This window comes from Lawsonibacter sp. LCP25S3_E2 (assembly GCF_052117285.1).
In the GTDB taxonomy this organism is placed as follows: Bacteria; Bacillota; Clostridia; order Oscillospirales; family Oscillospiraceae; genus Lawsonibacter.
Genome location: NZ_JBQKJL010000018.1, coordinates 1 through 20,557, shown reverse-complemented (window position 1 = coordinate 20,557; position 20,557 = coordinate 1). Strand labels below are relative to the sequence as shown.

At 50.2% G+C, this 20,557-nt stretch carries 22 protein-coding genes and 1 pseudogene; 21 read left to right on the top strand and 2 right to left on the bottom strand.

All coding sequences use genetic code 11. The features are described from left to right. The first annotated feature begins 31 nt into the window (after nt 1–31). The 16 genes from ACTQ3R_RS13330 (at nt 32) to ACTQ3R_RS13255 (ending at nt 15,873) form a co-directional block, all read left to right on the top strand. Nucleotides 32–2,098, top strand: coding sequence for a tape measure protein (locus ACTQ3R_RS13330; RefSeq protein ID WP_441779698.1), 2,067 nt, complete (start codon nt 32–34; stop codon nt 2,096–2,098). Then, nucleotides 2,095–2,757 (top strand): LysM peptidoglycan-binding domain-containing protein, encoded by a 663-nt coding sequence (locus ACTQ3R_RS13325; protein ID WP_441779697.1) that lies wholly within the window; start codon nt 2,095–2,097, stop codon nt 2,755–2,757. Before ACTQ3R_RS13330 ends, ACTQ3R_RS13325 begins: the two co-directional genes overlap by 4 nt. Continuing rightward, on the top strand, nt 2,754–3,692 hold the full coding sequence (locus ACTQ3R_RS13320; protein ID WP_441779696.1) for an XkdQ/YqbQ family protein: 939 nt from the start codon (nt 2,754–2,756) through the stop codon (nt 3,690–3,692). The genes ACTQ3R_RS13325 and ACTQ3R_RS13320 overlap by 4 nt, the downstream gene beginning before the upstream one ends. 366 nt (nt 3,693–4,058) lie before the next feature. Next, the gene (locus ACTQ3R_RS13315; RefSeq protein WP_441779695.1) at nt 4,059–4,208 is read left to right on the top strand and encodes a hypothetical protein; all 150 of its coding nucleotides are present in this window, start codon (nt 4,059–4,061) and stop codon (nt 4,206–4,208) included. After that, nucleotides 4,205–4,684 carry a phage holin family protein gene (locus ACTQ3R_RS13310; RefSeq protein WP_441779694.1) on the top strand — a complete coding sequence of 160 codons (480 nt, stop codon included), beginning with the start codon at nt 4,205–4,207 and terminating at the stop codon, nt 4,682–4,684. Before ACTQ3R_RS13315 ends, ACTQ3R_RS13310 begins: the two co-directional genes overlap by 4 nt. A 47-nt stretch (nt 4,685–4,731) precedes the next feature. Beyond that, the gene (locus ACTQ3R_RS13305; RefSeq protein WP_441779693.1) at nt 4,732–5,088 is read left to right on the top strand and encodes a hypothetical protein; all 357 of its coding nucleotides are present in this window, start codon (nt 4,732–4,734) and stop codon (nt 5,086–5,088) included. Between the two features lie 3 nt (nt 5,089–5,091). Beyond that, nucleotides 5,092–5,880, top strand: coding sequence for an N-acetylmuramoyl-L-alanine amidase (locus tag ACTQ3R_RS13300; protein ID WP_441779692.1), 789 nt, complete (start codon nt 5,092–5,094; stop codon nt 5,878–5,880). A 533-nt stretch (nt 5,881–6,413) separates the two neighbouring features. Next, nucleotides 6,414–7,088: a hypothetical protein gene (locus ACTQ3R_RS13295; RefSeq protein WP_441779691.1), complete on the top strand. Its 675-nt coding sequence runs from the start codon at nt 6,414–6,416 to the stop codon at nt 7,086–7,088. A 72-nt stretch (nt 7,089–7,160) separates the two neighbouring features. Then, nucleotides 7,161–7,850 (top strand): hypothetical protein, encoded by a 690-nt coding sequence (locus ACTQ3R_RS13290; protein WP_441779690.1) that lies wholly within the window; start codon nt 7,161–7,163, stop codon nt 7,848–7,850. A 3-nt stretch (nt 7,851–7,853) separates the two neighbouring features. Next, complete coding sequence (locus ACTQ3R_RS13285; protein WP_441779689.1) at nt 7,854–9,050, top strand: antirestriction protein ArdA; 1,197 nt, start codon at nt 7,854–7,856, stop codon at nt 9,048–9,050. Between the two features lie 160 nt (nt 9,051–9,210). After that, nucleotides 9,211–9,855, top strand: a complete 645-nt coding sequence (locus ACTQ3R_RS13280; RefSeq protein WP_441779688.1) for a hypothetical protein — start codon at nt 9,211–9,213, stop codon at nt 9,853–9,855. A 1,055-nt stretch (nt 9,856–10,910) separates the two neighbouring features. Beyond that, entirely contained in the window at nt 10,911–11,054 is a 144-nt protein-coding gene (locus ACTQ3R_RS13275) for a hypothetical protein (RefSeq protein ID WP_441779687.1), read from the top strand. A 73-nt stretch (nt 11,055–11,127) separates the two neighbouring features. Then, nucleotides 11,128–12,729: a recombinase family protein gene (locus tag ACTQ3R_RS13270; protein WP_441779686.1), complete on the top strand. Its 1,602-nt coding sequence runs from the start codon at nt 11,128–11,130 to the stop codon at nt 12,727–12,729. Nucleotides 12,730–12,767: 38 nt separating this feature from the next. Then, nucleotides 12,768–13,481 (top strand): recombinase family protein, encoded by a 714-nt coding sequence (locus tag ACTQ3R_RS13265; RefSeq protein WP_441779685.1) that lies wholly within the window; start codon nt 12,768–12,770, stop codon nt 13,479–13,481. Then, the gene (locus tag ACTQ3R_RS13260; protein WP_441779684.1) at nt 13,478–15,103 is read left to right on the top strand and encodes a recombinase family protein; all 1,626 of its coding nucleotides are present in this window, start codon (nt 13,478–13,480) and stop codon (nt 15,101–15,103) included. The genes ACTQ3R_RS13265 and ACTQ3R_RS13260 overlap by 4 nt, the downstream gene beginning before the upstream one ends. Before the next feature lie 23 nt (nt 15,104–15,126). Beyond that, complete coding sequence (locus ACTQ3R_RS13255; protein WP_441779683.1) at nt 15,127–15,873, top strand: metallophosphoesterase family protein; 747 nt, start codon at nt 15,127–15,129, stop codon at nt 15,871–15,873. A gap of 107 nt (nt 15,874–15,980) precedes the next feature. Here the strand turns inward: ACTQ3R_RS13255 and ACTQ3R_RS13250 are convergent, their stop codons facing one another. Then, on the bottom strand, nt 15,981–16,295 hold the full coding sequence (locus tag ACTQ3R_RS13250) for a helix-turn-helix domain-containing protein (RefSeq protein ID WP_441779682.1): 315 nt from the start codon (nt 16,293–16,295) through the stop codon (nt 15,981–15,983). 131 nt (nt 16,296–16,426) lie between these two features. Between ACTQ3R_RS13250 and ACTQ3R_RS13245 the strand changes: the two genes are divergently transcribed. From ACTQ3R_RS13245 to ACTQ3R_RS13225, 5 genes and pseudogenes are all read left to right on the top strand, one after another. Further along, entirely contained in the window at nt 16,427–16,936 is a 510-nt protein-coding gene (locus ACTQ3R_RS13245; protein WP_441779681.1) for an SLOG family protein, read from the top strand. A 140-nt stretch (nt 16,937–17,076) separates the two neighbouring features. Then, nucleotides 17,077–17,469, top strand: a pseudogene (locus ACTQ3R_RS13240) (DUF1016 N-terminal domain-containing protein); the annotation flags it as partial. Between the two features lie 88 nt (nt 17,470–17,557). Next, a complete protein-coding gene (locus ACTQ3R_RS13235) occupies nt 17,558–18,016 on the top strand; it encodes a low molecular weight protein-tyrosine-phosphatase (RefSeq protein ID WP_441779680.1) in 459 nt (152 codons plus the stop codon). A gap of 4 nt (nt 18,017–18,020) precedes the next feature. Further along, nucleotides 18,021–18,335 (top strand): KilA-N domain-containing protein, encoded by a 315-nt coding sequence (locus tag ACTQ3R_RS13230; RefSeq protein ID WP_441779679.1) that lies wholly within the window; start codon nt 18,021–18,023, stop codon nt 18,333–18,335. Between the two features lie 247 nt (nt 18,336–18,582). Continuing rightward, nucleotides 18,583–20,154 carry an ATP-dependent nuclease gene (locus tag ACTQ3R_RS13225; RefSeq protein WP_441779678.1) on the top strand — a complete coding sequence of 524 codons (1,572 nt, stop codon included), beginning with the start codon at nt 18,583–18,585 and terminating at the stop codon, nt 20,152–20,154. A 101-nt stretch (nt 20,155–20,255) separates the two neighbouring features. On the opposite strand, the gene ACTQ3R_RS13220 is transcribed toward ACTQ3R_RS13225, so the two are convergent. Continuing rightward, the coding region (locus ACTQ3R_RS13220) for a hypothetical protein (RefSeq protein WP_441779677.1) at nt 20,256–20,557 on the bottom strand (302 nt) is incomplete at its 5' end.

Genomic DNA, 20,557 nt, shown 5'->3' with positions numbered 1-20,557 from the left:
CCCCGCCCATGCCCCCCAGGAGGTGAACGATATGCCGGAGGCCAGTATCCTGGTAACTCTGCGAGACCAATATAGCCCCGGCGTCCAGGCCATGCGCAGCGCAAACTCCGGTTTTGGAAAAAGCCTGGAGGAGACCCAGCAAAAGGCGCAGGCCTATCAGACCAGGCTGGCCGGCCTGGTGAAACAGCAAGGCGAGCTGCAGGTACAGCTTGTGGACGCCAAGAAGGCGCTGAAAGAGGCGGAATCTGCCTATAAGGCAACTGGAGAGGCCGCCGACGCTGACGCCCTGGCCAGAGCCAAGGAAAAGTATGAATCGCTGAATGCGGTGATGAAGGAGACCGCACAGGCTTCAAAAGACACCCAAAATGCGTTGCGGGAACTGGAAAACCAGGGAAGCCGCATGAGTTCCGGTAACGGGACCCAGAGCGCGGGGATATTGTCTACTCTGGGGAAGGCCGGACTCCTCAGTATGGTTGGTGGAGCTGCCGGACAATGGGCAAACACATTGGTGGGATCCGCGTTTGGTTCCAATGTGGGGAGTGTCTTCTCCAGTGGCTTGAGCAGCGCCGTCCAGGGTGCAGCTATTGGCAGCTTAGCCGGTCCTGTTGGTACTGCGGTCGGTGCCGCGATCGGTGGTGCGATTGGGTTGGCCACCGGTGGCAGTGAGATCTTCCAACAGCGGGATGAGGCCTTTAAAAGTTACGTCCAGGAGGCAACACAGGAGCAGATGGAAGGTTTGGACTCCTCTATCTCTTCTGGCAGCGCCACAGCAGCCCAGCGGGAACTGGATTCCATTGCTTTTAACAAGTTGCTGGGAAAGGGAACGGGCGATGATTTCTTGACCCGCCTGCGCACAATGGCGGCGGACACCCCCATGGAGTACAGCGACCTGACCGTGATGTCCAGGGCGCTGGCACCTGGATTTAGAAGTGATTCGGACCGTATTCTGTCCCTGATGACGGGGATTGGAAATGCCGGCAGCGCGGTCGGGACAGATTCCGCCGGCATGACGGCTATGGCCCAGGCCCTAAGTCGAATGCAGTCCAGCAATAAGGCCAGTCTGGAGTATCTCAACATGTTCCAGGAGAGAGGTATCGATGTCATCGGTATGCTGGCCAACGCTCTGAACACGGATCAGGGCGGGATCTACGACATGATCTCCAAGGGCAGTATCTCGGGCACTCAGGCAGTGGACATCATCCAGCAGGGGCTTGAGCAGTACGCCGGGGCCATGGATGAGATGGCTAAGACCTTCAGTGGTCTGGAATCCACTTTGTCTGACGCCAAGGCCGAGCTGAATAACGCTTACGGTGAGGGATACAACGAGACCCGAAAGCAGGGTCTGCAGGAGGAGATCAACTGGCTGTCCGGTGAAAGCGGAGCAATCATCCAGGAGGCCAACCGGGCCATGGGCGCATGGCAGGCGGAACTGGAGAACAGCAAGGAACAGTATGTCCGGGACGCCATGGAGGCGGTGATCAACTCCGATGACTACAAAGCAGCCATGGCGGAAGGCACGGATGAAGGATATGCCGAAGCGGGACGAATGCTCATGGAGGCCAAGGTCCGTGGCATGAATGAGTACAATGCCAGCGAAGGAGCCCAGCTGATGCTGGAGTATGAAATGTCCCTTGCTGAAACGATCCGGGAGGACGCCTCCACCAACAGCGCATACTGGGACGCCGGGTACCGGAAAGGACAGGAATACAGCAAGGGTCTGGCCTCTGGTATGGGAGAAGCGTTGACAGAGGTTATTAAGAGCAGTCCAAATCCTCAGCGTGGCGGCACAGCGGCAGAAAACGACTATATTGTGGTGGGAAATTTGCAGAGGGGCGGCTATAAGCTCTACTCTGATGGGACACGAGGATATGCCACTGGCCTTGGCCGTGTTCCATACGACAACTTCCCAGCCCTACTCCATGAGGGGGAGCGGGTACTCACCGCAGCGGAGACCCGCAGCTACAACCAGGGCGGCGCCAGAAGTGTGCAGATTGTCATGAACGGCACAGTGATCCGGGAGGAGGCCGACATTGACCGGGTGGCACAGGCACTGCTGAACAAGCTCATACAGGCCGATACGGCGGGGGTGTACCGATGAGCAGCTTGTCATTCTCATTCCTGATCGACGGCGAGGAGCTGAAGCTCCCGGTACCGCCTCTACCCTTTGGGTGGGGTGCCGGGCAGACCGCCCGTGAGATTACTGTCAATGGAACCGGGCGGATCTATTTGCCCGGAGATCCGGCGGCCCATTCCAGTCCGCTGGAGTGTTTACTCCCAGCCCGGAACTATCCATTTGTGGCAGCTGGCGCTACGTTGGATCCCTATTACTACATCGATAAGCTGAAAGCTTGCGTGACAGGGCGAAAGATCGTGCGCTATGTAGTACCCGGTGTGATCAATGAGCGGGTCATTATCGAAGAGGTGGTCTATGAGGAGCGGGACGGTACCGGTGATGTCTACGCAACAATATACCTGAAGGCTTCTCCGGAATTGAAGGCGGTGACTACGCAGTCTGGTTCCAACACAGGGCAAGGCAACAGCGGCCGGGGAGATCCTGAAGCGGCGACAGCCGCCCAAACCTATACCGTGGTTCCTGGAGACTGTTTATCTGTCCTCTGCCGCCGGTTCTATGGAAATGGTACGGCTTTATACTATAACGCCTTGGCAGCCTACAATGGTATCAAAAATCCACACCTCATTTTTCCTGGGCAGGTTTTGACTATCCCTACAAAGGCGCAGCTGGGGGTGAGCGGATGATTCTGACCATTACCAGTGGATCTACCACAGTGGAAAATGCCTGGGGGCTGGTTGGCAACGTGGTCTGGAGTGGCGATAAGCAACGGGCCGCCCGCACGCTGACCTTTGACCTGGCCACCAGCCAGACGGATCCAAATTTACCTGCGGTGGAGTGCCCTGCTGGGGCTACCGTTAGCTTTTGGGATGATAATAAGGCGCCTATTTTTCAGGGGCAAGTTGTCAACCGTGAGTTGGCGGATACAGAAGCAATGATTCCTGTTGTAGCCCACGACCGGGGACGATTTCTTGCCGGCAACGACGGCACTGTAAAAATTCGGGATGAGACACCGGAAGCGGCGATTGCCCGGATTTGCAGGGACTATGAAATCCCAGTGGGTCAGCTGGCTACCACCGGTGTGGTGGTGCGGCGTAAGTTTGTCCGAACCTCGCTGTGGAACATTTTTACCAGTCTGTACACTTTGGCTTCGAGGCAGACTGGGCAGCAGTACATGGCTCGGTTTGAATGGGACAGACTGGTGGTGTCGGTGCGCAGCGAGTCATCGGAGAATCTGGTGATCCAGCCTCAGTCCAACCTGCTGACCTCCCGCACAGTGGAGTCCATTGAGGATATGCGCAACAGCGTAGGAATCTACGATATCCAGACCGGTATGCCCCTGTATTTCTACTACCGGTACTGCTTCCGCGGGCAGAAGATCGGCGGACTAAGCCGCTACATGTATGAAATATCTCGGCGACGGGAGTCCGGGGAGCCCCCGGAGGTTGTGGCAGAGGAACTTGGTCTGAAGGTTCAAACTGTCAGGTCTACCTATGGGCGTCTGAAGCATGACGGTGTCCGAGTTGGACACTTACCGCCTCCAGATAACATTGGCGCTCGGCTGAATCCGGAAACCTATGTCGAGCTGCAAAGGCTGGTGACTGGTTGTGCTGGTGCATAAGGCGACAATGGGGGTGCTGGAGTATATTTGGACAGGTCAGCACCGGAGAGATAGGAATGGGGCTCAAATCCCGTTAGAAAAGCAGGCCAAGCTGTTGGATTTCCCAGAACTGGATCCGGATGACTGGTGGGAGATCTCAAGCGATTGTGCTCTGGCCAAGCGCCTAAGGACAATCTATCCCTTCTGTGACCCGGTAACGGGCCCAAATGGAGAGCTTGTGGATGTGCTGCCCTGGGGGCAGAAGGAGGACACTACCGTCCAGGAAGAGCGGCGGAGACGGCGAGAGGAGGCGCAACGACGTGGGTATCGCTACGCAGGTCGAGTGAGGCCGAAACACTTAATGCCTTTTTTACAAGGAGGACAGAAATGAGTATGTACAGCACAAATATCAAGATCAAAGGAGGACCTTGCGGTGTGGTTATGCGAGGCGCTATTCGGACTCTGGATACTTCCAGCATTGCCCTGAAGGCACGGACCATGGATTCTTCTGATTTAACGGAGGAGGCGAGAAAATGATGGACACCATGGAGACCTGGAAGGTAGCAGTAATTGCCGTCATTGGTGCTCTCACCGGGCTGTGGGGCTGGATGGGCTGGCTTGTGGTTGGCTGGGTAATCTGCATGGTGGTGGATTACATCACGGGATCTGCAGCAGCCGCAAAACAGGGAGAATGGTCCAGCGAAAAGGCCAGGGAGGGAATCTGGCACAAAGCTGGGATGATTGTAGTTGTATTGGTATCCGCCGGCGCAGATCTCTTGATCATCCTGGTAATCTCCAATATTCCCGCTCTGCAGCTCCCGTTTGAATATAACGGTATGATTTGTCCGATTGTATTGGTATGGTACGGGGTCACGGAGCTTGGCAGTATCACGGAAAATGCCGTGGCCATGGGCGCTCCAGTCCCACCCTGGTTGACCAAATTGCTCAAAGTGAGTAAGGACGCAATAGACGAAGCCGGGGAAAAGCTTTCCGGCACAACTGATGATGAATAGGTCAGAAATGGTCATTCAAATATTTACTTAAAAAGGAGACAAAAACTATGAAATGCAGCGAATACCTTTGGAAGCGAATCCAGCTTGACACGGCCATGCCCAAGGACGCCAGTCCTGAGCGTGTGCAGGGTGAGATGCGCCTGGCTATGCAGCAGAACGGCGACACCGTAATCGTATCGGACACCACCGGAGCCGTGCTCACTGAGCAGGAGGCCAATTCCATCTATGGCCGCAACTATGATCGTCTCAATGAGGCCTACAAGCTGGGTCGCAAGTCCCTCTTTGAACTGATCTGCACTTCGCAGCAGATCAGCGACGACGAATGGGAGGCCGCCAAGAAAGCGGCGGAGGAGTCTGCTCCCCAGGATGGCGCCGACACGCCCGAGGAGGGCGAAGAGGGCTAAGCCATGCTCATTGCCATTGACGCAGGCCACTACTTAGGGACCCCGGGGAAACGGTGCCTGAAGAGCATCGACCCCGGGGAGACCCGGGAATGGGTTCTGAATAATCGAGTGGCCCATAAGGTGCAGGTGCGGCTGACTGCCTACGACTGCACCACTATGCGGGTGGATGACCCCACGGGCCAGAATGAGGTGGACCTTGTCTCCCGAGTGCTGGCCGCCAACCGGGCCAAGGCGGATGTCTACCTGTCCATCCACCACAACGCCGGTATCAACGGCGGCTCTGGAGGCGGTATTGTGGTCTATGTTTGCCCTGGGGTGGGCGAGGATACCACCAGCCTCCAGCGTGCCGTATACGAGCACACAGTGGCCACCACGGGCCTCCGCGGCAATCGGTCCCATCCTCTGGCGGAGGCGGACTTCTATGTGTTGCTCTATACTAAAATGCCCGCCGTGTTGGGTGAGTTTGGCTTTATGGACTCCACAACCGACACCCCAATCATCATAACCGAGGCCTACGCCGACAAGCTGGCCGACGGAATTGTGGCAGCTCTGGTAGAGCAGTATCAGCTGAAGGAGGCAGATAATATGCTATCGTATGAGAAGTGGGTGGAGTATATGGATCGCTACCGCAAGGAGATGGCGGAAGAGTCTACCATGCCGGACTTGGTAGCCGATGCAGTGGCATTGGGAATTTCTTCGGACGGATCTCGCCCCGGAGATTTTATGACTCGGGAGGAAGGTATGGTTATGGCCCGGGCCGCTGTAAGGGCGGCAAAAAAGGATCTTAATTGATCGCAGCTGTACGGCATTGAATTTTGTGTACTTTTCCCTTTTTTTACCCTTTATAAGGGAAAATTTCATAACGACTGGAGAGAAAAAGTTGCATTGAAAAGATGCAAAAATTATAGATTTAAGATATAATTTTACTCACTAAGGAATGTCACCTATTTCTTGAGTAATTCGACTCCCGTCAGCCGCACCAGAATAGCAAAACGGTATAGATGCCACTGGCGAAAAGCCAGTGGCATCAACCGTTTCCAGGCTTTTTCCCCTCGAAAATTCACCGATGATTCCATAGATGCCAACCACTGTTTTCCCCTAACTGGTGGGACTCGAACCCCCCTCTGCTCAGAGGTTGGCAAAATCAAAACCATGTGGCGCCCTTTTTGAAGCAGTATTTTTCAAAAAGGGCGCTATTTTTCTGCCAGTAGAATACACAAAGTTTGGGGCGTCAATTTGTTGGTCGTGATGGGCCAATCGATTGGGGCCTTTTTCATTTTCAGACCATTTCAAAAAGGGCGCTAAGATTCAGGAGGTAACACAAGATGGATAGAGAACAATTTTTCCGAGAGCTTTGCACGGTGCTTGGACGAGAAGGTTTCACCACACAGCCGGAGCAGGATGACCTCCTCCCGGTGGAATGGGACGGCAGTCCTCTCTGCCGAATCACAGAGGGCGGAGGTGTTCGCTACTGGCAAGAGGATGTGGCCACTTCGGAACGGGACCAGGCCTGTGAGCGGGCCACCAATCTGGCCTGCATGGTGCAGGAGTACATGACCTTGATGGAACAGGCTCCCCCGCTGAAGGCTCAGGGGCTGTCGGGAGATTTCAGGGTGCTGGCTGATTTCAACGGAACGGTTCTGGCCGGACATCCGACCCAATATGGTGTCCACTTTGTCACCTGGGACTGGAACTTTGACCGCACAGGTCTTAACTACGGACGCTACTTTCAGGAAAACTATTCGGACGCCAAGCAGGACTTCGCCACCCGGTCTGGTCTCATCTCTAAACAGCAGATCTTCAACGAGGTACAGCTCACCGAAATTTACCGATGCTGCGCCGACACACTGGATGCCGGATTTGATTTGACCTATGACCAGCAACAATGCATCAAAGGCGTTCAGGAACAGATCCTGGGCGGAATGCCCAATATCCTGAATCACATCAATGAGCGAGGGCAGCACTCTATGGATTCTCAAAGCCAGGAACTGACAATGTAATATACCGAGCGCCGGAGTTTTAGAAGCAAGACTCCGGCGCTTTTTTATTTCACCGAAAGGAGATCACTACCCATGACGCGCCACTTTATAAGAGATACCCCATTGTACCAGATGGAGCAGATGATGATGACACCGCCTCATTTCAAGCCCAGAGGTCATGGCCAGCGCTGCTCTGGATTCCAGTATCAGGCCAAGGATGTGAAATGCGAATACTGCATGAACTACTCTCGTAGGAATCCCTGTTCTCTGGACCAGTGCGTTTGTCTGAAGGAACGGATTGAAGCTGGGGCTCTCAGTCTTGAGGAATTGCTCCGAGACTGTCTCCGTGGCAAGCTGAAAATGCGGCTTTGGAGACGGTTGGCACAGGAGATATACTCATATCCTCTGCAATTATTCCGTACTGACGAACACCGCAGACGCTGGATGCACTGGCGAACACGCTACCGTCGATTGTCGCAACGCAACCAGGCAGCGCTGTTTCTCCTGACAGCCTACGATGATATCTGGCGCAGGGTGATCTGTAAAGTTGAAGATAATGGCTTCGATTTTGACTCCGTCCGGCTCGCCGGCATCCAGCCGGAGCTTTACAGCGTTTATCAGGCAGCAAAGGCAATTTCCATTGGCAGCCAAAACATTACTATTGCTGATCTCGCATCCCGTGAACTGGTCACAGATGAGGCGTTCCAACTGATTATCTGCGCTCTGCTTCTGGCCAAGTACGGTGATGCGATTTCAAATTTAGAAAGAAAGGGTGATTCCTAAAGCATGATGGAAGCAGTTTTAAGCAATTCGGACCATCCGGAGTTCGGAGAAGTGACCATTCCGCTTCCCATCCCCAGGGAACAATACGACCACTGCATAGAGCTGGTGAATGCACTTGAAATTGGAAGTGTTGTTGCCCCCGACTGCCATGTCAATGAGATCTGCAAAGGGTGGCCGGTATTTTATCGTCTGGAGGGCATGCAGGTAAATCTGGACGAGCTGGATTATCTGGCAAAGCGGCTGGAGAGCTTCGATGTCGGCGAGTACGCACAATTCCAGGCCATGGCCGAAAAGCTGGATCTCACCAGTATGAAGGATCTGATCAACCTGACCTTCTGCTGCCAGCAGGCAACAGTCATTACGGATTTTTCTGACCTGGCAAACATTGGCCGCAGCCACTATCTGAATACCCACGGTGGATGTGCCAGCACTGAGAAGTTGGAACATCTGGATGGTGAGGAAACGGCAATTCTTCTGATTGAAGGCAGCGAAGGTACCGTCACACGCTACGGCGTGGTTTATGACAACGGTATGCAGCTCTCGCAGCTCTACGATGGAAAGCATCTCCCCGGCTACCACTATGAAGCGGATATGATCATGGTGGGATTGGTTTCCCGGCAGGAACCGGAGAATACCAAAAATGTCACCTGGATATACCTCCCCGCATCCAAAGGACAGATCGAGCGTGCCATACAGAGAAGCGGCATTATCGATCCCAAGGATATGTATTTCCGCATGGGAGACAGCATGTTCCCGGAGGAAGTGGATGTGGCACTGGACTTTCGCTGTGAAGACATCTATGAACTCAACGATCTGGCGCAGGCCGTGGGTAAACTCTCTCATGATGACTGTATCAAACTGGGTGCTGCTGTGAGTATAGCCGGACCGGAGTGTGCCAGTCAGATCCGTCATCTGGCCGAGAATCTGGATCTCTTTGAGTTTGCCCCTGGCGCTCACACCCCTGCCGAATACGGAAAATACATGATCCAAGAATCTGGCCATTTTGAGTACGACCCCAATCTGGACGAGTTCTATGATTACGGAAGATACGGCCTGCAGCACATGAATCAGGAGTCCGGCATGTTCACCAACCGCGGCTATATCGCCTACCAGGGTACGCTGAGTCTGGAGGAATTGATGATGGAAGATCCGACAGAAGCACACGGAGCGGAATACGGATTGCAGATGGGAGGAATGTAAATGAAAAAGAAAATCGTGATCACACTGGCATCTGTGGCTGCGGTGGGAGCGGCCGTTGCGGGCTATCTCCACTTTTCCGGCAAAACGCCTTTTGGCCATAGCTATCTCCACTGAGCTGTGGTATGTTGTGTAGCTATACCAGCACGAAGGGAGTGAGAAAATGAGCAACAAAACGATTGCCGAGTTTTTGGAGCACCATAAACAGTTCAGCCAATTCAGGCCCGCTTCTCGTGAGGAGGCGGGTCTCTTTTATTCAGCGCCGGATCAGGCGCTGGATGAGGCGCTGGGTACGGTGGGACATCTCCGTATGGACTTTGGCTCTGGCGGGAAAGAATTTTTCCATACTTGGTGGCCTCATAACGAAAACCAATTCAACACCGGGGAATTTAAGGACGACCTTCAGGAAGTTGTGGATACCCTTCGTGCGGATGGCCCGCTGAAGGATCTGTCCGCAATGAGTACCTACTGTCATCAGAATGGTGGAGCAATTACGCAGGACGGCCGGAGTTATGGTTACATCGCAGAAACGAGGCATTACCGTTACTGCCTGCGCTGCACCCCGTCCCCCGGCGACTACCAAGGGTATCTCTACTGCTATGACCTGCGTCAGCAGCAGATGGCCTATCGGAACAAACCGGTTGGCCGAGTGACATTCGCCAGCGGCGAGCAGATGGAGTATCTGGATGGAGAAACATATCTGGCGGCCATTCAGGAAGAATTACCTTATTCAAGCGCTCTACTTTTCCATTTTCTATATGAAGCCGGGCGTGGAGATTTACAAGAGATGCAAAAACCCTACCTGTAAGAGAGATGTGTACTTCCTTGTAAACGCTACGACTACAAATAAAGAATATTGTTGTCCCCAGTGTGCCAACGCAGCAGCGCAACGCCGCTCAAGGGCTCGAAAGTTGTCCTATCAATAAAAATAAACGAGTTGGTACTGCTTTGTGCAATAACACTCACAAAAACATCTAAATATGTTGCAAAGCAGGCTGCTTAAACAACGAAGAAAATCCGAGATCTTTTGAACTGTAACAGTTTAAAAGATTTCGGATTTTTACTTCTCCAGAATTTCTTTAAACGACTTGGAAACTGATTTATATACTTCATATACAGCGTAGTCTTCGGCACAAGTTTCTTACCTATACAATGATATAAAGCCTATATTTGCGGTGAGAAGTACAAGTGCTGAGGGGAGTGGCACGCCAGCTGGCATTAAACTAAAAAAGATATTTTATGCAATATACACAAAATGGTATAGTGATAGCTGGATAATGCCAACAAAAATTAAGTATTTTGAGGAGAGGCGGTGTATTTTAATAAAAAAATGTCCGCTGTAAAGTGAAGGGGTTTTTAGATACCTTCATTGGACCTTGAAAAACACCGCACTATCGGCGGTCATATCCGGCAACTTGAATACGTTAGCTGACGGAGAGAGCGTCAGGCCGAGTGCGCGAAGACCACCTGTGCGGAGCATTCCGCATCAAAGGACGGCCATATAAGGTGCAGAGCGATACCCACTTAGGCCAGGACAGCCTTGGCACGCTGTTTCGCCACGACCCCGTCAGCCTACAATGATACTTCTGTTTACGCAGCTCGGAGAGATCCTCGGAGGGGTGAGAGTCCCATGATGTGTGCCAGCACAGTTCAAGTTGCCGCCCTGCCTGGGGAAGTAGTGTCGAATACAGGCAACCAAGTTATTGTCAAAGAACAGAAGGCCGCTCCAGACTTGGAGCCTATGCGTGCTCTTCTGACCTTTGGGAGCGGCCTTCTGTTTCCTTTGATAGTAGAAATATGGGAATTGAATATATTGGTTCCCATATTTCTGCTATCAAAAGCAGTACAGGAAAGCGAGGGATCATGATGGAAAATATTGATTTGTGCGGCGTCATCCAACTGCTCCGTTCGTTGGTAGCGCAGAAGAAAGCGACGGAAAAAGAGGCCCGGAAGATATTGTCCCGAATCGCCGCACAGACCGGTGCGAGCATTGTTATTTCCTTCTGAATTGCTGCTCTTTTCAATAGCTATTTCAAGGGTGTTGTGGTATTGTTTGTGTTGCCGAAGGAGGTGAACTGATATGGCAGAAAAGCGAATGACGGACGGCAGCATGGCGCTGCAGGAAAAAAAGTATCGGATCATAACCATCGAGGCTACGGAAAAGCCAAAGGATGTGAAACTGCGGGTCGCTGCCTACGCCCGTGTCAGTTCGGCTTCGGATGACCAGCTCAACTCCTTCGCCGCACAGAATCAGTACTACACCAGCCTGATCTCCAGCAAAGAAAATTGGAGCATGGTGGACATATATGCCGACGAAGGCATCACCGGCACATCGGCTGAGAAGCGCGAGGACTTTCAACGACTCCTCGCAGACTGCCGCAGAGGCCTGATCGACCGGGTGCTGGTAAAGTCCATCTCCCGATTTGCCCGCAACACCAAGGAATGTCTGGAGGCAATTCGAGAGCTGAAATCGCTGGGGGTTGGGGTGTGCTTCGAAAAAGAGAACATCGACACTGCAACCATGTCCGGTGAAATGATGACCGCTCTGTTCGCATCCTTCGCCCAAGCCGAAAGCGAGTCCATCTCCGGCAATATGCGATGGAGCTACCAGAGAAGAATGCAAAGTGGCAAATTCATTACTTGCAAAGCACCTTTTGGATATCGGTTGAAGAATGGAACCCTTGAAATTGAGGAATCCGAAGCAAAAATCGTCCGACAGATATTTGATATGTATTTGTCAGGATATAGCAAAGCGGATATCGCCGGTGAAATCACAAAACTTGGTGTACCAACCAGGGACGGAAATACATATTGGCAACAAACCACTATAAGCTATGTTCTTCAGAATGAACGATACTCAGGAAATGCCTTGCTGCAAAAGAAATATACAACAAATACCCTGCCATATCAGAAAAAAAGAAACAACGGCGAAAAAGATCAATACTTTGTCACGGGAAGTAATCAACCCATTATCAGCCAAGAGGTATTCGATGCCGCACAGTCATTAATGCGTAAGCGTGCTCAAAAAATAGTAACGGGGACAGAGGCTTCATTACCGCTGGCAATTAAGCTCCAATGTGGTTGTTGTGGTGCGTTATTCAAGAAAAAACTACATCACGGTGAAGTGTACTGGAATTGTCGTACACACGAAATTGCGAAAGAAAAGTGTGCGATAACGCAGATTCCGCAAGCATCATTCTACAGTGCTTTCTGCCGTCTCTATTACAATCTTAAGCACCACGGAAATCCTGTCTTAAGCACAATGCTCACCTCGCTCCAGACAATTCGCAACCGCCGGATGCTCTGGAGTTTGGATGTCATTGAACTCAACAAGCAAATATCCGAATTAACCAGTCAGAATCAAATGTTGACCACGCTAAAACAGCAGGGCCTCATTGATCCTGACATTTTTATATCCCAGAACAATGAGCTGACCGAACAGCTCCGTACCGTAAAGCTGAAAAAGGAACGCCTGCTGGTCGCTGACGGCGACAGCACCATCACCCAAACAAGGGAACTGATGGAAATATTGGATGCAGGGCCGGATTTCCTGGACTACTTCGATGCGGAGCTGTTCGGTGAACTCGTTGAAAAAATTATCGTGGACAGCAACGAACAGATCCGCTTCCGCCTGAAAAACGGATTGGAGTTGGTCGAAACCATAGAGAGGACGGTGCGGTAATGGGCAATCGAAAGCAGCCCTTTGGGTATCGGGTGGAAATGGGGGAAGTTGTTCTCCACACCCAAGAAGCAAAGCTGGTGGAGTATATCTTCCAACAGTATCTTTCCGGTGTCTCCTTCAACGCATTAGTGGCCCAACTGCGGGAGCAGCCAATTCCCTATGACGAGGGGAAGCTATGGAACAAAAACATGGTCGCCCGTATTTTGGAGGATCATCGCTACACTGGAGAAGGTGGTTATCCCGCTATTACCGATCAGGAGACATTGAATAGAGTTCTTGAAAAGCGGAGTGCGAAACAAGCTCCTGTACAAAAAACAGAAGCGCAAAAGCTCCTGCGCCGGCTCAGCGGCCATACCGCCACAGAACAGATGGAACAGCAGGTGCTGAACCTGCTCAATGGTCTGATTATATCACCGGAACGCATCACGCTTCCAAAACCGGAACATCTGCCCCAAGCCCCAGAGCAGGCGTTGCAAAGGGAATTGGATACCGTGATGGAGCAACAGCCAATTGACGAGGATGCCGCTCAAAAACTCATCCTGGCTATCGCCGCAGCACAATACAGTGCCATAGATCCGAACCAGTACGAAACCATACGGCTCTGCAGACTGTTCTCCAAGCATGAGCTTATGACCGAGCTGGACGCTGAACTGCTTCAAAGTTCCGTCTCAGCCATCCTGTGCTACAGAGATGGAACCATGGATATCCGATTAAAAAATCATCAAGTGATAGGAAGGAGTGAAACAGTATGAGAGAAAGCCCGCCTAAAGTGATTACCATTCCCGCAAAGCCGGAGGCCGCAGCCCAGCAGACCATCAAGCGGCAGCTTCGTGTGGCTGCATACTGCCGTGTCTCCACCGACGATGAGGAACAGCTCACCAGCTATGAAGCCCAGCAGAACTACTACACCGACAAGATCATGACCAACTGTGACTGGACTATGGCCGGGATCTTTGCCGACGAGGGCATCACAGGCACCTCGGCCCGAAAACGGCCTGAATTCCTGAAGATGATCCGGATGTGCAAGCAAAAGAAAATCGACATCGTCCTGACCAAATCCATCTCCCGCTTCGCCAGAAATACGGTGGACTGCCTGAACTACATTCGCGCCCTGCGGGAGCTTGGCATCGCAGTGATCTTCGAAAAAGAAAACATCAATACCCTGGAAGCAGACAGTGAGATCCTCATTACCATGCTGGGAGCTTTCGCCCAGGCTGAAAGTGAGAGCATCAGCGCCAATGTCCGCTGGGGCAAGCGCCAGGCCATGCGGGAAGGAAAAGCTATCATTCAGTACGACCGCCTCTATGCCTACGAAAAGGGCGAGGACGGAAATCCTAAAATCATCCCGGAGCAGGCCGAGGTGGTGCGGTCAATCTACCATCAATACCTGACCGGCGCCAGCCTTCGGATGATCAAGGAGCGGCTGGAGACTGAACAGATCCCCAATGTGTCAGGAAAAGCTCAATGGACCATCACAACTATCCGCAGTATCTTGCGAAACGAGAAATACTGTGGAGATGTCCTTCTGCAGAAAACCTATATCAGCGACTGCATCAGCCGAAAGGTTATTCGCAATACCGGACAGCTCCCCATGTATCTGGTACAGAATCACCATGATGGGATTGTAGATCGCAAAACCTTCGATGCGGTACAGGCAGAGATGGCACGGCGCAGTGCCGGAAAGAGCCCTTCCAAAAAGAATGCACCCACCGGCATGACATCCTACGCCAGCAAATATGCCCTCTCGGAGCGGCTGGTCTGCGGTGAATGCGGAACGCTGTACCGCAGATGCACCTGGTCCAAGGGCGGCAAAAAGCGTGTGGTATGGCGCTGTGTCAGCCGTTTGGACTATGGAACAAAATACTGCCACAACTCACCTACGCTGGATGAGGAACCCCTCCAGCGTTCTATCCTCGCTGCTATCAATTCCGTCATGAGTCAAAAGAGCGATCTTATCCGGCAAATCACATCCGCCATGGAGGTGGAGCTGGCCCCGGTACCCGGTGAGAGCATGAGCCTTGCGTCAATCGAACAGCGGCTGAACGAGCTGAACAGCCTGACACGAGAGCTGGTGGCAGAAGCCGCACGAACTAAGAATGCCGACGCATACGCCGCCCAGCTGCGAGAAATTATGAATGAGGCTGCGGAATTAAAAGAAAAGCGAGCCTACATAGAAGAACAGCGGCAAAATAACGCACAGGCAGTCCGGCGCATAGAGGATGCGGCAGCCGCTATGGAACAGGCATCCTGCCACATTTGCGAATGGGACGAAGCCCTCATCCGGCAGCTGGTGGATACGGTCAAAGTCCACTCAGCCCAAAAAATCACGGTATACCTCCGGGGCGGCGTTCAAGTCGATCAGGATATGATATAATAAGTGAAAGAAGGTGAATCAACATGATCTATGCCACAGATGATACCCACGGTAACTTTCAGCGATTTGATCCAGAACACTTCCCAGAGCAGGCTCGAATGACCAGGGATGATTTTATGATCATCTGCGGCGACTTCGGCGGTATATGGGAAGGCGGCAAAAAGGATGCCCGCAGCCTGGACCGGCAGGAAAAGCTGCCGTTCACCACGCTGTTTGTCAGCGGCAACCACGAAAACTTCGACCTGCTGGGGAAATACCCCGTAGAGGAATGGAACGGCGGGAAAATCCAGCGCATTCGGCCCCATGTAATCCATCTGATGCGCGGGCAGGTCTTCGACCTGCAGGGATATTCCTTCTTCACCATGGGCGGTGCCAGGAGTCACGATATTGACGATGGTATTCTGAATCCCAATGCGACGGATTTTGAAGAACAGTATTGGGCTCTCCGAAGAATGGGCGCCCGCTTCCGGGTCAACCACCACTCCTGGTGGAAACAGGAGCTTCCCAGTAAGTCCGAGTATGAAGAAGCTCGGCGCAATCTGGAATGCATTCACTATGAGGTGGACTATGTGATCACCCACTGCGCCCCAAACAGCATCGTGGATATATTGGGGAACGGCGGATATGTCCACGACCACCTGACCGACTTCTTGGAGGAAGTCAGAGAACGAGCTAAGTTCCACTACTGGCTGTTCGGACATTACCACGACAACAGAATCATCGACGACCGCTTCGTTCTGCTCTGGGAGCAGATGGTACAAGTGGTATAACCGGCTGGAGAGAAACGCAGGAAAAGTCCTGCGCTTCTCTCCGCCCAGTTATTACCACAAACAACAAAGGGCTGGGTTTGGAGTTTCATCCTCCATACCCAGTCCTTTTACTTCATATGATATGATTTTGCCACTTGCAAAATGGTAGCACGCTGTTCAGGAGTCAGCGGTTGCCATGCATCTAACAATTCTTTCAGTTCCGGAGTTACTTCAACCATATCCGAGTCGCTATCTGCAAAGAATTGTGACAGCGTAATTCCAAAGGCATCGCAAACAGCTTTTAAAGTCGCAATAGTCGGCACTGTATTTCTGCGGTAGATATTTGAAATTGTTGACTCATTTAATCCAGCCTGTTGTGCGAGACGATATTCACTCCAGCCTCGTTCATTCAATAAACTCCGCAGCTTTTCCAATACATCCATTTTATCACCCGCCTTTACATTATCAGTCTACCCGACAATCAAGCGGCATGATACCTGCAACTTGTCGTTGTAGTACCGTTATGTTAAACTGTATTTACCCGACAAATGAGGGTGAGAAAGGCGGTAATAAAATGGCAATATTAGAAACTGAAAAAAGGTTGAAAAGGTGTTGCTTCACTGGCCATAGGCCCGAAAAACTTGGCGTATCGGAAAATTTTATTTGCCAAAAGATTGACATGGCTGTTGACCTCGCACTCAGCAAAGGCATCCTAACATTTATCTGCGGAATGGCTCGTGGAGTTGATTTGTGGGCAGGAGAAATCGTACTTCAAAAGAAAAAAAGTTGTCCTGAAATAAACCTTGTTTGTGCGACCCCGTTCATAGGTTTTGAACGTCGTTGGAACTCACACTGGCAAGCATTATATTCTCTAATTGCTTCTCATGCGGATTATAAGGTGGCGATAAGTTCCCAATATGACCGTGGCTGTTTTCAGCGACGGAATGAATGGATGGTAGCCCATTCAGGACTGGTCATTGCAGCATACAACGGAGAATCTGGCGGAACGAGAAACACAATCGCTTATGCCAGACAATGTGGAATTCCTGTCCATAATGTTTTAGATCACGCAATTGACCCCTAACAGAATCCATTTAATTTCTGAATAATAACAAATGGATTAGATAAACCCAAAACAGGCCAAAGAGAAGCACAAGAGATACTCCTGCGTTTCTCTTTGGCCTGTTTCTGAATTAGGCAGGTTCTGCCGGAAAGGAGAAAGCCATGAACGTCCGCAAAAACATCGATTACTCTGCCATGTTTTCCGCTATGGATACGGCAATGGCCACAGCAAGGTCTCAGATGGAGCTGTACTGCAAGCTGGGGGCTTTGATCTGTGACCGACCAGAAAAGGGCGCCGCTGTCGCAGCGGCCGAATACCTGAAAAGCCATTACCAGGATGCTTCCGGCTTCTCTCCCCGCAACCTGCGTCGGATGCGGGACTTCTACCGGATGTATGGTGGGAAGCCGGAACTGCTGAAGCTGGCCATGGAGATCAGCTGGACACACAATGTGGTCATTCTTGAAGCAGAACTGAATCTGGAAGAACGGCACTGGTACTTGTGCGCTGCCCGGCAATTCAGGTGGTCAAAGGCTGACCTTCAGAAAAAGATTGCGGCAGAGGCCCATCTGGAAGTCCTCCTCGACGAATCAGAGGTTCCGTGCTATACTGAATGCGAAGACAGCAAATTGGAGTGTTCAAAGCATGATCAAGATACTTTTCCTCTGCCACGGCAACATTTGCAGAAGCCCGATGGCCGAGTTTATTATGAAGGATCTGGTGAAGAAGGCCGGTCTGGAGCAGAGCATTCAGATCGAGTCAGCAGCCACCAGCACCGAGGAGATTGGCAATCCGGTGTATCCGCCGGTTCGCCGCAAGCTGTCCGAGCATGGCATCGATTGCTCCGGAAAGAGAGCCTGCCAACTGCTGAACAGCGACTACGAGAAATACGACCTCCTGATTGGTATGGACAATGCCAACCTGCGGAGAATGTACCAGATCTGCGGCGGCGACTTTGCCGACAAAATGCACCTCCTGATGGATTTTACAGACTACCCCGGCGAAGTAGCCGATCCGTGGTACACCGGCGATTTCGATACGACCTGGCGGGATGTGGAGGAAGGCTGCCAGGGACTTCTTCAAAAAATAATCAACAAGGTGTAAGTGCGTGGAAAAACTGGTTGTCAGGGGAACCGAGATCAGTGTACAATGGAATTCCAGCCGGGATGACTTTATCAGCTTGACGGACATCGCCAAGCTCAAAGACAGTGACAATCCCCGATACATTATTCAAAACTGGCTTCGCAATCGGAATACCATTGAGTTTCTCGGTGTTTGGGAATCCCTCTACAACCCGGAATTTAACCGTGTCGAATTCGATGCGTTTAGAAGTCAGGCCGGTCTGAACAGCTTTGTGATGACTCCCCAAAAGTGGATAGATGCAACCGGCGCTATCGGAATCGTCTCAAAAGCGGGTCGATAGTATCAACTCCTTGTAGGTGATACTATAATTGTAGCTACTTACAGTTTAGACAGAAATAATCTGATAGATAAATCAAAATGTGGAGTCTCATTGTCAACGAAATGAAATCCCAAAGTTTAAGTATGCCCTACCAACCAAATCAATCCTATGATATAATGAAATTAAATCATATGGATATTCCTATACAAAAATAGAGTTTTAAGACACGGTGCCTTTTGGGGGGCTTTGTGCAAGCGAGGGCGTAGATATGAAAAATATACTAATTGAGAATATAAAAAATATTGGACAGCTATCTTTTGATATTCCTAACCCCGGACTACATATATTAACTGGAACAAATGGTAGCGGGAAGACAACCTTATTTACATGTATTAGCCGCATTTGTAACAACAATGCATATCGTCTTGGGTTTTCTACATCAGATTCGGAAACCTTAGATGTCTTTTCAGGATCAATCACATATTCTAACGAAAACGGTTCCGTTAAATATTGGAAACGAAGCAACGGTGAGTGGCGTCCTAATGTAAAGAATTCAGTAGTGTTCCAAGAATTCGGATACCCACAAATTATTAATATTACTACAAAAAATGACCGGTTGTTTATTCAAGAAAGAATAACTCCAAGGAATCGCTTGGCGCCTGATTTGTGGCTAAACAATAAGTTGAACTTAATATTTGATACCACAAAATTTGATTCAATGATACGGATTACAACCGGGGATTTGCGTCGCGGCAGAGGACGAGATGCTGCTTATCGACGTCGTAATACAGCATATGCCATACCAGTAGGCAATAATCAGTATTACACGGAGCAAAATTTCAGTTTTGGTGAAATTGTTTTAATCAATCTGCTTCACGATGTAAAAAATGCCATGAACGGCTCTCTAATTCTCATTGATGAATTAGAATTGGCATTACATCCTGCTGCACAAATCCGTTTAATATCTGCACTCAAAGAATTAGCTGCTGAAAAAGGATTAACAATTCTAATTTCAACGCACTCTTCGAGCATTATTAAATCTCAAAAAAATGTTATTTTTTTAGATGCCTTGTCCAACGGAAATATTGATATAATTTATAATTGCCCCCCAGCAAAAGCTATCGGCGCTATCGGCATGCGTGAAGACACAAATCCAGACATTATTGTTCTTGTTGAAGACAAGATGGCCAGAAGTTTATTCCATGCACTTAAGCAAAAATATTGCGTACTGCAAAATGAATCTAATTATTTGGATATACGCATTCTGGAATTAGGCGGCTTTTCAAATATAGTGCATTTTTATGAAGAAGCAAATAATTACATTTTCTATGATAATGTCTATGTTGCGGCCTATATGGACAAAGATGTTGAAACCGATATAGTGCCTTATCCGCAATATGGGAATCAGGAGATAATTAGATGCTATCATGAGAACTCCCAATATCTGCATTTCCTTCCTTATACCCCAGAAGTCCTGCTTATAAAAATGCTGTATGAGAATAAGACGGATTTACTGCGTAAGTTAATCTCTGAATATGATAATCAGCAACTGCAATATAATTTTCAGGAACAGTTTGATTTTGCTTTGTATGAAACCGCTTTTCCCGATTTCAACTCGCAAGAAGAATATAATCAATTTATTGGACAGCGAGGAACATTTAGATCTTTATGCAAAAAAGAAGCGGAGCGTATCGTAGAATCTCTTGCTGACCAAGTTAATCAATCTTCCAACGAAATTTACAGATTCATTTTTAAGATCGCCGTTGATAAATATGAGGCGGATGGGGTAATCAATACTCGTCAGTTACTTGCTCCAACAATGAAACGGTTAAGACGCTAATATTCCAATCTGATTTCTTGGTATATTAATCTTAGCATTCCGTTTCTAATGAAGCAAAACCCGATATACTCTTTCTTCTTCAATCGATTTGCAGTTCTAAATTATAAATTAGTCTCAGATATGAACTTGAAAATGGCGGCATCTATAGTGTTGCGATGTTCCAAATGAGAAACCCTGGAACTGTAACGGTTCCAGGGTTTTTTCTTACTCTTGCAAGGGTTTGCAGTCACATTTAAGTGTGGTACAAATGTATCATTGAGTGTGGGAAAAATATAAGGGAGTGGGCAAAAGTTGCCGATAAGGTACAATAAGTTGCGCAAATTGAAAATCGCATAAAAGAAGACATAGCTTGCAGGCTCTGGTAGAATGAAGTTACCACACAAACATTCGAAAGGAGCAAGCA

What these genes read in the sequence shown, in the direction of transcription:
- ACTQ3R_RS13295 (WP_441779691.1), top strand. Translation starts at nt 6,414, where the DNA reads ATGGATAGAGAACAATTTTTCCGAGAGCTTTGCACGGTGCTTGGACGA.
- ACTQ3R_RS13320 (WP_441779696.1), top strand. Translation starts at nt 2,754, where the DNA reads ATGATTCTGACCATTACCAGTGGATCTACCACAGTGGAAAATGCCTGG.
- ACTQ3R_RS13255 (WP_441779683.1), top strand. Translation starts at nt 15,127, where the DNA reads ATGATCTATGCCACAGATGATACCCACGGTAACTTTCAGCGATTTGAT.
- ACTQ3R_RS13285 (WP_441779689.1), top strand. Translation starts at nt 7,854, where the DNA reads ATGATGGAAGCAGTTTTAAGCAATTCGGACCATCCGGAGTTCGGAGAA.
- ACTQ3R_RS13330 (WP_441779698.1), top strand. Translation starts at nt 32, where the DNA reads ATGCCGGAGGCCAGTATCCTGGTAACTCTGCGAGACCAATATAGCCCC.
- ACTQ3R_RS13235 (WP_441779680.1), top strand. Translation starts at nt 17,558, where the DNA reads ATGATCAAGATACTTTTCCTCTGCCACGGCAACATTTGCAGAAGCCCG.
- ACTQ3R_RS13315 (WP_441779695.1), top strand. Translation starts at nt 4,059, where the DNA reads ATGAGTATGTACAGCACAAATATCAAGATCAAAGGAGGACCTTGCGGT.
- ACTQ3R_RS13245 (WP_441779681.1), top strand. Translation starts at nt 16,427, where the DNA reads ATGGCAATATTAGAAACTGAAAAAAGGTTGAAAAGGTGTTGCTTCACT.
- ACTQ3R_RS13250 (WP_441779682.1), bottom strand. Translation starts at nt 16,295, where the DNA reads ATGGATGTATTGGAAAAGCTGCGGAGTTTATTGAATGAACGAGGCTGG.
- ACTQ3R_RS13300 (WP_441779692.1), top strand. Translation starts at nt 5,092, where the DNA reads ATGCTCATTGCCATTGACGCAGGCCACTACTTAGGGACCCCGGGGAAA.
- ACTQ3R_RS13275 (WP_441779687.1), top strand. Translation starts at nt 10,911, where the DNA reads ATGATGGAAAATATTGATTTGTGCGGCGTCATCCAACTGCTCCGTTCG.
- ACTQ3R_RS13265 (WP_441779685.1), top strand. Translation starts at nt 12,768, where the DNA reads ATGGGGGAAGTTGTTCTCCACACCCAAGAAGCAAAGCTGGTGGAGTAT.
- ACTQ3R_RS13290 (WP_441779690.1), top strand. Translation starts at nt 7,161, where the DNA reads ATGACGCGCCACTTTATAAGAGATACCCCATTGTACCAGATGGAGCAG.
- ACTQ3R_RS13260 (WP_441779684.1), top strand. Translation starts at nt 13,478, where the DNA reads ATGAGAGAAAGCCCGCCTAAAGTGATTACCATTCCCGCAAAGCCGGAG.
- ACTQ3R_RS13270 (WP_441779686.1), top strand. Translation starts at nt 11,128, where the DNA reads ATGGCAGAAAAGCGAATGACGGACGGCAGCATGGCGCTGCAGGAAAAA.
- ACTQ3R_RS13305 (WP_441779693.1), top strand. Translation starts at nt 4,732, where the DNA reads ATGAAATGCAGCGAATACCTTTGGAAGCGAATCCAGCTTGACACGGCC.
- ACTQ3R_RS13310 (WP_441779694.1), top strand. Translation starts at nt 4,205, where the DNA reads ATGATGGACACCATGGAGACCTGGAAGGTAGCAGTAATTGCCGTCATT.
- ACTQ3R_RS13325 (WP_441779697.1), top strand. Translation starts at nt 2,095, where the DNA reads ATGAGCAGCTTGTCATTCTCATTCCTGATCGACGGCGAGGAGCTGAAG.
- ACTQ3R_RS13280 (WP_441779688.1), top strand. Translation starts at nt 9,211, where the DNA reads ATGAGCAACAAAACGATTGCCGAGTTTTTGGAGCACCATAAACAGTTC.
- ACTQ3R_RS13225 (WP_441779678.1), top strand. Translation starts at nt 18,583, where the DNA reads ATGAAAAATATACTAATTGAGAATATAAAAAATATTGGACAGCTATCT.